General features: G+C 37.1%; 13 protein-coding genes. 7 read left to right on the forward strand and 6 right to left on the reverse strand.

The window, feature by feature from the left end; genetic code table 11:
• Window positions 1-49: 49 nt before the first annotated feature.
• On the reverse strand, window positions 50-931 hold the full coding sequence (locus L3V46_RS13440; RefSeq protein WP_239045970.1) for a transporter: 882 nt from the start codon (window positions 929-931) through the stop codon (window positions 50-52).
• 634 nt (window positions 932-1565) lie between these two features.
• Between L3V46_RS13440 and L3V46_RS13445 the strand changes: the two genes are divergently transcribed.
• The 3 genes from L3V46_RS13445 to L3V46_RS13455 are packed head-to-tail and all read left to right on the forward strand — an operon-like array spanning window position 1566 to window position 3200.
• A complete protein-coding gene (locus L3V46_RS13445) occupies window positions 1566-1880 on the forward strand; it encodes a hypothetical protein (protein ID WP_239045971.1) in 315 nt (104 codons plus the stop codon).
• Window positions 1873-2391: a PAAR domain-containing protein gene (locus tag L3V46_RS13450; protein WP_239045972.1), complete on the forward strand. Its 519-nt coding sequence runs from the start codon at window positions 1873-1875 to the stop codon at window positions 2389-2391. The genes L3V46_RS13445 and L3V46_RS13450 overlap by 8 nt, the downstream gene beginning before the upstream one ends.
• Window positions 2385-3200: a hypothetical protein gene (locus L3V46_RS13455; protein WP_239045973.1), complete on the forward strand. Its 816-nt coding sequence runs from the start codon at window positions 2385-2387 to the stop codon at window positions 3198-3200. Before L3V46_RS13450 ends, L3V46_RS13455 begins: the two co-directional genes overlap by 7 nt.
• Before the next feature lie 776 nt (window positions 3201-3976).
• On the opposite strand, the gene L3V46_RS13460 is transcribed toward L3V46_RS13455, so the two are convergent.
• The 3 genes from L3V46_RS13460 to L3V46_RS13470 form a co-directional block, all read right to left on the reverse strand.
• Complete coding sequence (locus L3V46_RS13460; protein WP_239045974.1) at window positions 3977-5773, reverse strand: sigma 54-interacting transcriptional regulator; 1797 nt, start codon at window positions 5771-5773, stop codon at window positions 3977-3979.
• A 255-nt stretch (window positions 5774-6028) separates the two neighbouring features.
• Window positions 6029-6724, reverse strand: a complete 696-nt coding sequence (locus L3V46_RS13465) for an LrgB family protein (protein ID WP_239045975.1) — start codon at window positions 6722-6724, stop codon at window positions 6029-6031.
• On the reverse strand, window positions 6721-7113 hold the full coding sequence (locus L3V46_RS13470; RefSeq protein ID WP_081409330.1) for a CidA/LrgA family protein: 393 nt from the start codon (window positions 7111-7113) through the stop codon (window positions 6721-6723). Before L3V46_RS13470 ends, L3V46_RS13465 begins: the two co-directional genes overlap by 4 nt.
• 344 nt (window positions 7114-7457) lie before the next feature.
• Here L3V46_RS13470 and L3V46_RS13475 point away from each other — a divergent pair, with 344 nt between their 5' ends.
• Both L3V46_RS13475 and cydB read left to right on the forward strand, forming a co-directional pair.
• Complete coding sequence (locus L3V46_RS13475) at window positions 7458-8915, forward strand: cytochrome ubiquinol oxidase subunit I (protein WP_035371154.1); 1458 nt, start codon at window positions 7458-7460, stop codon at window positions 8913-8915.
• Window positions 8908-9912, forward strand: a complete 1005-nt coding sequence (cydB, locus tag L3V46_RS13480; RefSeq protein ID WP_239045976.1) for a cytochrome d ubiquinol oxidase subunit II — start codon at window positions 8908-8910, stop codon at window positions 9910-9912. The genes L3V46_RS13475 and cydB overlap by 8 nt, the downstream gene beginning before the upstream one ends.
• A 62-nt stretch (window positions 9913-9974) precedes the next feature.
• Here cydB and L3V46_RS13485 read toward each other — a convergent pair.
• Window positions 9975-11107 (reverse strand): IS3 family transposase gene (locus L3V46_RS13485; RefSeq protein ID WP_223235881.1). Its coding sequence is split into 2 segments (ribosomal slippage): window positions 9975-10855 and window positions 10855-11107, totalling 1134 coding nucleotides; the frame shifts between segments, so codons are not numbered across the junction.
• A 104-nt stretch (window positions 11108-11211) separates the two neighbouring features.
• Here L3V46_RS13485 and L3V46_RS13490 point away from each other — a divergent pair.
• Window positions 11212-11334 (forward strand): DUF2474 domain-containing protein, encoded by a 123-nt coding sequence (locus L3V46_RS13490; RefSeq protein WP_239045977.1) that lies wholly within the window; start codon window positions 11212-11214, stop codon window positions 11332-11334.
• A 587-nt stretch (window positions 11335-11921) separates the two neighbouring features.
• Here L3V46_RS13490 and L3V46_RS13495 read toward each other — a convergent pair.
• A complete protein-coding gene (locus tag L3V46_RS13495) occupies window positions 11922-13187 on the reverse strand; it encodes an OprD family outer membrane porin (RefSeq protein ID WP_239045978.1) in 1266 nt (421 codons plus the stop codon).
• Window positions 13188-13745: 558 nt separating this feature from the next.
• Between L3V46_RS13495 and catA the strand changes: the two genes are divergently transcribed.
• Complete coding sequence (gene catA, locus L3V46_RS13500) at window positions 13746-14690, forward strand: catechol 1,2-dioxygenase (RefSeq protein ID WP_034617966.1); 945 nt, start codon at window positions 13746-13748, stop codon at window positions 14688-14690.
• Window positions 14691-14728 lie beyond the last annotated feature (38 nt).

Below are 14728 nucleotides of genomic sequence, written 5' to 3' on the forward strand. Positions count from 1 at the left end.
GCATCTTTGTAAAAAAATGACGCAATCAATGTGTTACACCTGCTTTAAATTAAAAAATGTAAAAAACACGAAAATTCAAACCGTAATCCTTCTTAAATCCGCTTTCTGTTCGTGTGTCTGAAAGCAACTGCGCACTTAATTGAGTTTTTGCATTCAGCATTTGCTGAAACTCCAATCGCGCTTGTTGCTTTTCCATGTTCTGATCCAATTTGATTCCATCCAATTGTTGTTCACCCCCATAATTTGCGGCATAACCGAGGGCGATTCTCTGTTTAGAATTCAAGTCGTAACGTAAGTTAAATTGAGTTTGATAGCTGGTCGCTTGTGAAAGTGTTTGATCGCCCTTTCCCGCTTCATCGTTGTCTCCATACCAAATCACATCTTGATAAAGTTCAAAAGCAAGCTTGCCATATAGCGGTTGTACCCATGCCAGTTGAAGATCATACTTAAATCGATTTTCGCCTAAATTCACCGCATCATTTCGATCATATTGCCCAAGTGGCAGATAAATAAATGGGGTAAATGCCAGATAACGACCCGATGAACCTTGTTCAGGTTGATTAATCAACCAAAAAGCAGAAGCAATCACTGGATCTGCAAAACCTGAGGCATTGTTCAAATCAGTATCGCCAATTTGCGTATGCCGTATTGTTCCAAATGGTAAAATTATTTGAGGTGTTGCACGTAAACCAGCGATGTCGGTGTAATGAATTAAGCGCGCGATAGCGATATCCGATTTAGATTCAGCTCTGGTTTTTTCACCATTTTGGTAATAACCCTCCATTTGACTATGTTGATAATAGAACACACCTGCATTGGTCCCTTTTGGCAATGCTGTATAATCCCCCACGTTTACGTCAATCGCATGGCTATACTGTACAAACATGCCACTCAACATAAGAAGCAGGCTATTTTTATTGCTAAAACGCATCATCTATTCCCTTTAGTTTCAAGCATCCTTTTCACTACTCATTGCACTTGTTTAAATTTTGAATCAAAAATCAATCGATTTATCCATGACGAATTGACCATCTACACTTGATAAATCGTTTGATAGATTTGTTTTAATCAAATATGAGCCATAGAATATTTGCAGTTAGCGTGCCAATATTTTTATAATTAATAATCATAGACTTAAAACAAGGTTACATTTCCAATGTCCAATAAATGGACAGCATTGAGAATACACTGTCCAATCAATGGACAATCACTGAGAGCCTAAAACAAGGATGAGGGTTAGCGATGTTGACGAGTAGATGAAATATCTTCTAAACAATTAAATATGGCGCTTGTTGAACTGGTCGTGAACGATAAAGCAAAATTATGTTAGTAAGACAAAAATTAAAATATAAGTTATTAAAAAACACATATGACTAATTCTTAAATTTACTATTTTAATAAATCGTACGATCAGAACATGAAAGCTATAAAAAGACTGTCATTACTTTGAGTAAATAAATTTAAATTATTAAATATAATTAACAATTCCATTAAATTTGTCTTAATATTTGGTTTTATGTTTTAATCTCTATGTTCTTCATTCAATAACAATAATTGGACTAAGTATGACGAAACCTAAATTTTTACATAAATTACCAATTGAACAGTTAAGACAAATGTCTCAACAAGACATAAAGCAAACAATAAAAGCAGAACAGCTTTATTTTAGACATAGGCCGAAAAAGATCTATTACCTTGCGGTAAATAGAGCTAAAAGCAAAAAAGGTGGATTAGTTAAAGCGAGTGCATTGGTAGGAAGCTACTTAGAGAATGGTGATGAGATTGTCGATAGCCCTAACAACTCTGTAGCTATAAATATCTTTATCGGTAATAAGGCCCCTGAAGGCTTTTTGTACCAAGAAGGTGTTAATCATGGCTAAAGGTTTTGCAATTCATAACTCTATGACAAATCATGGAGGAATCATTCAAGCAACACAACAACGAACATCGCAAATGGGAAACCTATTTCTACGTGCTGGAGATGGTCACTTTTGCCCTAAGTGCAAATGTTGGTCTGAAATTGTTAAAAGCCATGATCATATTATTATGGATGGCAAAGCTGTTGCTTATGTTGATGACTTATTGACTTGTGGAGCTAAAATTTTACCTAAACAAGATCATGTTGTTGGAACAAGTCAAGGGGAAAACTATAGTAAGAATACAAACTCATCAAGCTTTTTAGCTCAAGGCTTAACTCTATATTCAGGTCAATATCAGTTAGTAAATAATTCAAATAATCAACCCTATAGCAATGTAAAATACATTGTTACCTATGCTGATGGTCGTACTATTGAAGGTGTCACTGATGAAAATGGCATGACAGAAAAACTAGAATTTACAGAAAAAGCAGAAGATATTGAAATTAAACTTTTTGAGGCTGATTCATGGTAGATCAGCATCAGACTACAACAACCAAAATTGCAAAAGTAGAAATTGTAAAATTAAAATCACCTACCCGCCTCGTCCTATACGGTGGTGCCCGATCTCTTGGAGATAATGGGGCTTTTTTTCATGCCTCTAAAAATGTGATTGCTGATTATAAAAATGATCTACCTGTGAAATCTTATTTTATTTCAAATGGAATGAGGCAGTTTATTGATCTAATAAATGTTCAACCTGAAAATTCCATTCAATCTTTAGATGTTTTTAGCCATGGTTCTGATCTAGGTCTTTATAGTGTGATTGGTGCTTCATTGCAAAAATCCCTAACTATCGATGAAATTGACTCAAAAAATCTTGCTTCAAACTTATATCGAAATTGGACTACAAAAAGGGAGCAATGGCGGTTGTTTGGAAACTCTAATTGGAAAAATTTATTTGATATCTCAGATATAAATTTTAAAGTTTTTACAAATGAATCAAAAATAGAAATACATGGTTGTAATAGTGCATTTGATGGAGAGCTAGACACTCTTAGTTCTTTAATATCAATTGCTTTGTCCAAAGTTGGTAAAAAAAGAAGTGTTGTAATTGGGCATGCGGATTTTGCTAGCCCCAATAGAGGTGGAACAAAGGATATGTCTAAACAAGATTATCGACATGAGACACGAATAATTTATAATAATGGTAAAGTCATTGCTAAAACACGCAGAGAAGGTCGTCTTTCAGCTGAATTTATAAAAAAAGCTTTAGGGGGGGTGAAGTCGTGGAAAATTATGAATACTGGGTTAACGTTTATTCTGCTGTTTTTTCAATATTAATTATATCTTTAAGCTTAAATTCTATTTTTTTTATAAAAGATAAAATTAATAAAGTACTCTCTTTTTTTGTATTTACAGGTCTATATTCTTTAATTTTAAGTTACTTTTTTGAAAAATCTTCAATTGGTTATACACAACAAGAACTTTTACCAACGTTTATTTATAAAGGATATAATTCTCATATATTCCAAGGAAATACATATTTATTAATTACTTTAGTAATTTTCATTATTTTAATTATAAGATTACTAACTAATAGAAAACCACGCATGGACAAGTAAAGGATAGAGCATCTTGAGTTTTTCAGGCTCTCTTTCAACTGAATTTATAAAAAAAGCTTTAGTATGGTGAAGTCGTGGAAAATTATGAATACTGGATTAACGTTTATTCTGCTGTTTTTTCAATATTAATTATATCTTTAAGCTTAAATTCTAATATTTTTATAAAAGATAAAATTAATAAAGTACTCTCTTTTTTTGTCTTTACTGGTCTATATTCTTTAATTTTAAGCTACTTTTTTGGAAAAGCATTTATTGGTTACACTCAACAAGAATTGCTTTTTAAATTCATTTTTGAAGGTTATAGGGCTCATATCTTTCATGGAAATATATACCTATTAATAACTTTAGTCCTTTTCATTCTATTAATTATAAGACTATTAATTAATAGAAAAAACCTACATCGACAAGTAAAGGATAGAGCGTCTTGAATTTTTCAAGCTCTCTTTCAGCTAATTTTACAAAAAATGAACTAAAGGGCTGAATAGAAAATTACAATTAATTGCCAATATATTTATATATCGTTGTTCTTGAAATGTTTAAGCGTTTCGCTGTCCTTGCGATATTGCCATTTTCTTCTTGTAACACCTGCACAATCATTTGCTTGGTCAAGCTATTTAAGTTTTTATTTTCATCTAATATCAGTTGCTTACTTTGCTGCTGAATCGCTAAATCAGCTTCAGGTAAATATAAATGATTTAAAATTTCACTGTCTTTAAATGCTGCGGATAGCTTCACCACATGAATTAATTCACGAATATTTCCTTCCCATGCGTGCCTATTAAATTGTTGTTCTACATGGCTCGACCATTGCGCTATACCAAATTGATCCAGAACGTGATGTAAAATGATCTGTTTATCTTGACGTAAGCGTAAGGGTTGTAAATGTACCTGAAAACCGCAAATACGATAATATAAATCACGGCGGAATGACTGCTGTTGTATTTTACTTTTTAAATCCTGATGTGTTGCACATAACAGTTTAAATGCTGACTTGATCGGTTTACGTCCTCCGACCCGATAGAACTGCTGATCTTGTAACACTCTTAAAATTTTCACTTGTAAATGTAAAGGTAAATCACCAATCTCATCGAGAAAGAGTATGCCTTGATCCGCCAGTTCAATTAAACCTTTTTCGCCTTGCCGTTTAGCACCTGTGAAAGCGCCGCCTTCATAACCAAATAATTCTGCTTCAAGCAAATGATCTGGTATTGCACCGCAATTAATCGAGATAAAAGGTAAATCCACATCCAGCTTCTGATGTAACTGCTGAGCAAAATGATCCTTACCTGTGCCAGTTTCTCCGGTAATCAATACAGGAATATCGGCTTTTAATGCTTTCAGCGCTTGATCAAGCAAATGCTGTGTCGTGATTTTGCTTGTTTTATTCTGCAACTGCCCATTCACACTACGTAGCTGGGCATAAAAAAATGCATGGTCAAAACTTTGAATTAAAAAACAATCACTCAAATTTAACGGATTCGAATGCTCAGTGAGTAAAAAATGATCCATTGGGTGCTGCAACAATTGCTCAATAGAACAGTTCAGCAATTTCAACGCCATTTGGTTGGCTTTGAGGATTTTTCCTGATTGATCCAGTACCATCATGCCCGTATAGGCATTATCCAGCAAATCTTTGGAATGTTGAAAATAAAGGACCCGTTGTTCAGGTTGTAGCGCTGCCTGAATAATCTTATTTTCCAAAATATAACTTTGGTAAAGTAAGTGACGCAACCAATTGCTCGCCAAAAGTCCTTGTGGTGAAGTGATATCTAAAGCACCGAGTACATCACCACAGCCATTGAATATCGGAACCGATGCACAAGAATAATTTGAAAATTCATCCAGATAATGTTGATGCCCTGTCATGATCATAGGCTGTTTAGACATCACACTACATGTCGGTGCAATCGCACCAAACACAGAGGGCTCAATAATACGACCCGTGCATAAATAATGATATTGATCATCTAAATCAGGATTGTGACGTTCAGCAATAATTTTAAGCTGATGATTAATTAAGAAAACGATAACATCCTGTTGCCCAAATAAGCGCCAGACATCATTTAATACACCTTCAGCCAATGCAGCTAATTTTATATCACCCTGTGAAAGGTCAGCGACAGGAAACTCGTCTAAGTCAGTGATTTTGGAGAAAGGGCTTAAGCCCGAATTTTTTGCACTTTCCCAAAGCTGTAAAATAGGTGAATCTCGTTGCACAAGCTCTGGCAGTTCTCCAGTATTGTAAAAGTTATATTTAATATTTTGCCAAGAAAATTCAGATAACCCATCCATAAGCCTATTCCAAATCCAGCAGTTGCTTTCGATCATCCCCTTGATGATCCCAATATAAAATCACCCTCTCTAGAATATGACAAGGGCTAAATACAATTAAATATGTAGCGCAAAACCAGCACCATCACAAAATCCTATACGGAGGTTTAAAATAAATATTCATGTAAATCAATTATATTTCACATTGCATACTGTCTTTAAATGCAGTCTAGACTTCATTCTTAAATGTTATTTTTCAATCTAAATAAAATAAAATCAAACAATATGTTTAATCAATGAAATCATAAAGGGCGCAAATAACACCATGATGATTCCTGAAATAATCATGGATAGACTGGCAATCACCCCTTCCAATTCATGGCGTTGTCTTGCTCGCGCAATCCCCATCGCATGAGCGGCATTTCCTAGAGCAGCGCCTTGTGCAATACGGTTTTTATAGCGCATCCATAACAGTAAAAAATCACCAAATAACATCCCCACTAAGCCTGTTATGACCGTAAACAAGGGAATTAAACTGATTGAGCCGCCAATTTTTTCAGTCAATTCCAAGGCAAATGGAATAGAAATCGAACGTGCCAAAAGACTATTTTTCAAAATTTCGTCGAAATTGAACATACTTGCCAATAGCCAGCTACTTAAGATCCCCACCAGCATAGACACACTAGAACTGACGATTAAAACGAAAAAATATTGTTTGACGATCGCTCTATAACGAAATACAGGAATCGCAAATGCCACTGTAATTGGTCCTAACATGGCAACCAAGTATTGGGTGTATAGGTAATAGTCTTGAAAGCGATGCTGAAATATAAAGATCAAAATAATACTGAGACTCGGCACCACGCTAATCGGAGAAAAATATATTTTCTGGGTAAAAACAAATACACGCTTTGCCAAGAAGTAACACAGTACCGTCCAAAGCAAGTAAAAAATTCCCCACAACTCCGTCATTCCATATCATCCTGTTGCAAGAATATTTTCACCATCAATACAGAGCTTGCCATCACCAAAGCGGTACTGAGTAAAATCACCAGAAATATTTTCCAACCACTGATCAAAAGCAATTGCTGATACTGAATCACACCGACCACTGGCGGAATAAAAAACAGTAACAGCTCACCCAACAGAATATCTGCACCTAGACTCACCTTTTCCAAATTAAGCCATTGCATTTGCAATAAAATCAGCAATATAAAAAAACCTAAAACACCTGATGCAATGGGTAAATTCAACAGTTTTTGCAACATATATGCAAAACCCCAAATCGCTATAATCAAGCTGATTTGGTAGCTCGCGCGCTTAATGGTGGTTAACTCAGATATTGTATAAAACACTGTCATTTACATCCGTATATTCATCATGACTCAAGCTAAATTTAACGGTACATACCTTTTTTCAACTTAAAATTGAGTGATATATCCGTAGTTTGCAGTGCATTAAAGAAAAAATATAGCTACAAAAGCAGCCGATAAAAATATAACAGTTTAGCCATGTTTTAAAAATCTGTTATATTTTTTCTCCTCATTTTCTGTACCTACATCCCAACTAAATAATGGTGCAAGATCATAATAATTATTTCTAAGTAGGTAGTTTTTATGGAACGATCTATGGTTTTTTCCAAACTTAATCATGACAGTCAGGGGTCTATAGCGGTCCAATGCCTCAAGCAACCATGGGGCATGCGATGAGTCTCGGATTAACTGCACTAGAACTGGCAAGAATTCAGTTTGCTTTCACTGTGTCTTTTCACATTATTTTCCCTGCAACCTCCATTGGTTTAGCCTGTTTCCTTGCACTGCTGGAATGGAAATGGTTGCGTACACAAAACCCAGTTTACAAAGACCTTTTCAAATACTGGATTAAGATTTTTGCTGTTGCATTTGCTATGGGTGTTGTTTCAGGCATTGTCATGGCCTACCAGTTTGGTACCAACTGGAGTGAGTTCTCGCGTATCTCAGGCAGTGTGACGGGACCATTACTCACCTATGAGGTTTTAAGCGCATTTTTCTTAGAAGCAGGCTTCTTAGGAATCATGCTTTTTGGTTGGGGCCGAGTCACCGCAAAAGCACATTTTTTTGCCACACTTATGGTCGCCATCGGAACCTGTATTTCCATGTTCTGGATTTTGTCCTCTAACAGTTGGATGCAAACACCACAAGGTTTTGCAATAGAAAATGGCATCATTGTCCCGAAGGACTGGTGGGCAATTGTATTTAACCCCTCGTTCCCCTATCGCTTTGCACATATGGCAACAGCTGCATTTTTAGTGTCTTCATTATTGGTTGTAGGCACAGCGGGCTGGCACCTGCTTAAAGGTCGTCGTGATGAATTAATTAAAAAATCATTCTCTATGGGTTTATGGATGGTGCTGGTAACCTCTTGTTTACAAGTGGTTATTGGCGACAACCATGGTTTAAACACCTTAAAACATCAACCAGCGAAATTGGCAGCAATTGAAGGACACTGGGAGACCAACCGTGACCATGCGATGCCACTTCTGCTGTTTGCAACACCAAACATGCAACAAGAAAAAAATACAACTGAATTCGGTATTCCCTATTTAGGCAGTTTGATTCTAACCCACTCCTTAGATGGCGAAGTCACTGGATTAAAGGATTTTGCAGCTGAAGATCGCCCAAATGTAGCCATCGTGTTCTGGAGCTTCCGTGTCATGGTGGGGCTTGGCATGTTAATGGTACTGCTGTCTTTAACAGCCTTATGGTTACGCAAAAAGAATCGGCTATACGAGTCTACATGGTTTCATAAATTCGCCATTGTGATGGGCCCAACGGGTTATATCGCTTTACTCGCAGGTTGGGTTACAACAGAAGTAGGAAGACAGCCTTGGGTGGTTTATGGCGTGTTACGTACCAAAGATGCGTTATCGCATACCGTAACAGCAGACCAAGTGGGACTCAGTCTGATCATTTTTGTATTGGTGTATACCGTTGTATTTGGTGCTGGGATTTATTATATGTTCAGACTCATGAAATCTGGACCTGAGTTTTTAACTCATTTAAATCCTGAAATAACCGGTTTAGGGCATTTTAAAACCCCATTACGACCACTCAGTGCTGTGGATGATCCAATCGATGGACAACAAGCGCCGCTAGATCAAAATAAGGAGAAACATCATGATTGATCTCGCTTTAATATGGGTCGGCATTATCGGTTTAGGTGTACTGATTTATGTAGTGATGGATGGTTTTGATTTAGGTATTGGAATTCTCTTTCCATTTATTCCAGACCGACAAGAACGTGATGTCATGATGAATACGGTCGCCCCTGTCTGGGATGGTAACGAAACATGGATGGTGCTTGGCGGCGCGGGATTATTTGCAGCCTTTCCGCTGGTCTATTCTACGGTACTCTCTGCTTTATACCTTCCCATTATATTTATGGTGGTCGCATTGATTTTCCGTGGTGTTGCCTTCGAGTTCCGCTTTAAAGCAACTCGAACCAAATACTTATGGGATCAAGCCTTTATTTGGGGATCGATCTTATCTAGCTTTTTCCAAGGGGTTATCCTTGGTGCATATATCCAAGGTATTCAAACCTCTGCGGGTATTTATAGTGGCGGTGTATGGGATTGGTTTACCCCTTTTTCACTTTTCACTGGTTTAGGTGTTGTTGTCATGTATGCCACTTTAGGTTGTGGCTGGTTGATTTTAAAAACGGAAGCGCGTTTACAAGACATCATGTATACGCTGATGCCAAAGCTGTTAATTACGTTAATGATTATTTTTGCTGCCGTCAGTATCTATACCCCGATCACACATCCTGAAATTGCCCAGCGCTGGTTTGCATTACCAAACCTTATATATTTCAGCCCTGTGCCTATTTTAGTTGTACTCTTTTCTGGTTTAATTTTACATGCCTGTAAGCAACGACATGAGGTCAAACCTTTTGTTTATACGCTGGCATTGGTTTTTCTGGCATTTACTGGATTTGTAATTAGTTTATGGCCAAACATCATTCCACCATCAGTTTCAATTTGGCAAGCCGCTGCGCCAGAATCAAGTCTTAAATTTACCTTGGTCGGTGCGGCAATTCTGATCCCAATTATTATCGCTTATACCTTCTTGTCTTACTGGGTTTTCCGAGACAAAGTCCGTATTGGTGATGAAGGCTACCATTGATAGAGGTGGTCCCACATGTTTGAACAACTAAAAGCTTATTTATAAGTGATACTCTGCTCTAGTTAAGCTACCTTATTTTGTTGTGGTAGCTGGTCATAGTAAAACTCATCTGGAGTCATTTTGTCCAGACTCGAATGAGGTCGTTTCAAATTATAAAATTCAAAATATGCGTTTAATTGCTTCTTCGCATCCAAAACATTGCTGTAGGCTTTGAGATACACCTCTTCATATTTAACGCTCCGCCATAATCGTTCAACCATCACATTATCAACCCATCGACCTTTACCATCCATACTGATTTGAATGCCATTTGATTTCAATACATCAATAAATGCATCACTGGTAAACTGACTGCCTTGGTCTGTATTAAATATTTCAGGTCGACCATATTTTTCAATAGCTTCATTTAATGTTTCTATGCAAAATGTAACCTCCATACTAATCGATACTCTATGCGCAAGTACCTTGCGGCTATGCCAATCAATCACAGCACATAAATAAACAAAGCCTTTTGCCATAGGGATATACGTTATATCCGTAGACCACACTTGATTACTGCGCTGAATAGCCAATCCTTTGAGCAGATATGGATATTTGCGGTGAGCTTGATTAGCCTGGCTTAAATTTGGTTTGCAATATAACGCATTAATGCCCATTTTCTTCATTAAAGTACGTGTATGACGTCGTCCTATATGATGTCCTTGACGATTCAACAAATCACGCATCATACGGCTACCTGCAAAAGGGTATTGCATATGTAACTCATCCATACACCGCATCAGCTTCAGATCTGATGCACTCACAGGTTTTGGGCGATAGTAATAACAACCACGGGAGACTTTCAGCAGCTGAGCTTGCTTAGATACTGAAATCTGAAGTGAGTCATCGATTAACTTTTGTGGTTGAAGCGGCCCAGTTTCTTCAACACACCTTCTAAAAAATCAATTTCTAATGCCTGCTCACCGATTTTTGCATGTAGTTTTTTTAGATCGATGGGTGGTTCTGTTGGAGCTTTTGATTGATCGAAAGCTTGCGAGGAAGCTGAAATCAGTTGATTTTTCCAGTCGATAATTTGGTTTTGATGAACATCAAATTCAGCACTCAATTCAGCAAGTGTTTTTTCTGCTTTAATCGCAGCAAGTGCTACCTTAGCTTTAAAATCATTTGAATGATTTCTTCTTGGTCTACGTGCCATAAAATACTCCATATATTGATGTTTATAACATCATTTGGGGAGCAAAATATCACTTATAAGTGTTGTTCAAATTTCCTGATCCACCTCTGATCAAGGAGTTTTAGATGAACAAATACATCAAACAACTCACCCCTGTAACATGGTTTATTTTGTTGTGGTGTTTCGGTTTTGCGGCATTGGCTTTAATTGCGGGTTTATTTAGATTGATGCTTAGTTTTGCCTATTAGGCATATACCTATTGATGATCTGACTAGCGAAGAAAGGATAAGTATTTAACTATGCTTATCCTTATTTATAGCCAAACCACCTAAATATTTATACAACTGATTTGCATCAAGTCATTGATCAGAAATGAAGCTTAAGTATTTGTATAAACTTTTAGAAACTGCTGGTTATCAATTCACTTTTTGTGCTTTTGAAGCATAGATACTTATCCTACCGTGGGGCGACAAGGATGTCGCCGTTGAGCGGGGGTATATGAGCAAAAATAGAGCACTGCTTTGTTTGCAGCGCAAGAGCCCTGTTAAACGAAAGATTTTTGTCCCTTTTTATCTCTAAAAAGGGAGGCATCGCCTACGCAAAGATATTTAAACTTTGAATGTAAGGTGTGGCAATGCAAGCTTTTTAGAATCAAACAATTTATTTTCTCCATACAATTGATTTAATTAAAAATGTTAATTAAGAGAAATTATATTCTTGTGTCTCAGTTTTTACAGGTTAACTATACTTGGACGCTTAAATGTCCTGACTACTAAAGATGATACCCCTTGTTTTTAATAGGGGCACCATTTAATTTATCGGATTAAGCAAAAATTTAGAATTTAAAGGTATAGGTTGTGATAAAACGATTTTCCACAAAATCTTTGCCTGGCATGTTTCCAACCCCATATTTAATATTGGCATCAATATAGCGCCATTCCACTCCAAGCCCCTTTAACCGTCCTTCTGGAACAGTATAGTTTACAATCAAATTCTTCTCGGTTTCTTTATTATCCTTAAAGCCAGCCCGATAAATGTCACTACCATTTAAATAACGCAAGGTCAGTTTCAAGCCCGGTACGCCATGATCTTTAAAGTCATAACTATATAAGGCATGCCAAGTAAACTCTTTCGCTTTATAAAATGCAATTGCAGACCAAGTCTGTAAATATCCTTGCGGGACATAACCATTTAAAAGTGGAATATTATCCTCACCGAAATGTTTTTGCACACCCGCTAAAAAGGTATTTGGACCATGTTGTGCACTCGCTTGTAATCCTACAGACTGGACATCGATGTTTCCAAAATAAGCATCGCCATCCTCTTTATAATTAAAATAGCGCGCATCTACTTTTAGCTTGGTCTCATTGACTTTTTCTGTATAAACCGCATTGAAATAGTGTTGTTGATAAATATCTTCCAACTGACCAAACCAGTATGAACCAGTGAAGTTTGGGCTAAACTTATAGTCTAATCCGATAAAATTTAAACCATCACTTCTTTTGTTGGGATCTGTGGAGTTGCCCAAAGTGAATTTTCTATATTCATCATCATCTCGGGCATTAACATGGGTAAAACGGCCTGCGGACAGTTTTAAATTTTGAATGTCTTGGCTTTCTAACATTACCCCAGCATAGGTCGTCACCAATTGTCGAGAATCATCAATAAATAAAACTGGTGTTTTTGGAAAAAGCTCCCCCACTTTAAGCTCTGTATTTTGATATTTAAGTTTTAAGGTGGCACCTAATTTTAAATAATCCCGTGCTTGTTGGGCTTCACTTTTGTCATATTTAAAAACGGTATCTAAACGTTCATCATAACGATCATTTAAACGTAGGGCATATTGAAAACCAAAATCCAAACCGACTTGTAGCGCAGTGTCGCTATAACCAGATTCAAAGCGCCCAGATGCCGCCTGCGACCAACTGCCGAGGTCATGTTTGGTATCTTCGTAGTCACGTTCATTATAGAAATTACGTAAATAAATACTGGTGTTACTCTCTTCTAAAAACTCGGCATAAGCAGCATCTATACTCAGACATCCAAACAGCGTATAAAGTGCAACTCGTTGAGTTCTATAAAGCAGATCTAGCTTTAACATGGGAAATCCTTTCCTGAATCTTTGAAATTCTTGTTGTGTAAGTTCTAGGGTGTTCTTTGTCTTATCCTCCAGACAAAAACTTTTGCACTTCCTTAAAATATAAATAAATTCAAAACGATATAATTAAGGGAATACATCAGCACTCCCCATTATCAGAATTATTAATGTAATTTTCCATGTATAATATGGTATATGTTTATACCTTTTCAGTCATACCACTGCTATTTTAAACCTAGATAAACAATTTTTTGCTGTATAAAACCCCATATTAAGATATTGAAAAATAAATATTTTTTATTATTTTTAATGATCTAACAACATTGTTATTTTCAAGCTATAGCATGACAGCATCACAGTTTTATCATTTGAGCGGGTTAAATATACCTTTTAAGTATTTAAAGATACCGAATTCAGTCTAGATAAGGGGATTACATTCAATTAAGGTATATAGAAGGATTTATGAACCAAGCAAGATTAGGAATGATGCTGGCTCAACGCACAACATATCTTAAAAGATATGACGCAAACCAGCATTATGGCAAGATTAAGGAGATAGCCATGACAGCCAATAATATTAGAATTTTCGAGACGGAAGAAGTACAGAATTTCATTAACCTACTCAGCGGGCTTGAGCAAGACGGTGGAAATCCTCGTACTAAGCAAATCATTCATCGGGTGGTTTCTGACTTATTTAAGACCATTGAAGATTTAGAGATTTCTTCTGACGAATATTGGGCTGCAATTGCATATTTAAACCAGCTAGGTACCAGTCATGAAGCAGGCTTACTTTCTCCTGGTTTAGGCTTTGACCACTTCCTTGATATGCGTATGGATGCAATTGATGCCGCTTTGGGTATTGAGAACCCAACCCCGCGTACCATTGAAGGCCCACTTTATGTCGCAGGTGCACCTGTTGCCCAAGGTTTTGCTCGTATGGATGATGGCAGTGATCCAAATGGTCATACCCTGATTTTGCACGGTACAATTTACGCTGCAGATGGTCAACCACTGCCAAATGCACAAGTTGAAATCTGGCATGCCAATACCAAAGGTTTTTATTCACACTTTGACCCAACTGGCGAACAACAGCCTTTTAATATGCGTCGTACCATTATGACGGATGCTCAAGGTCAATACCGTGTACAAACGATTCTGCCTGCAGGTTATGGCTGTCCACCAGAAGGCCCAACTCAACAATTGTTAAATCAATTAGGCCGTCATGGTAATCGTCCTGCACATATTCATTTCTTTGTATCTGCAGATGGTCATCGCAAACTAACCACGCAAATTAACGTTGCTGGCGACCCGTACACCTATGATGACTTCGCCTACGCAACACGTGAAGGCCTTGTTGTTGACGCAATCGAACATACAGATGCAGCAGCGATCCAAGCCAACGGTGTTGAAGGTCCATTTGCCGAAATGGTATTTGACCTCAGACTTAGCCGCCTTGTAGATGGTATTGATAACCATGTGGTTGACCGCCCTCGCCTACAAGCTTAATTCAGCTAAAAGTCATTTTGTGAATCTTGAAATCAGGC

The sequence above is a fragment of the Acinetobacter sp. AG3 genome, assembly GCF_022343575.1.
Taxonomy (GTDB): Bacteria; Pseudomonadota; Gammaproteobacteria; order Pseudomonadales; family Moraxellaceae; genus Acinetobacter; species Acinetobacter guillouiae.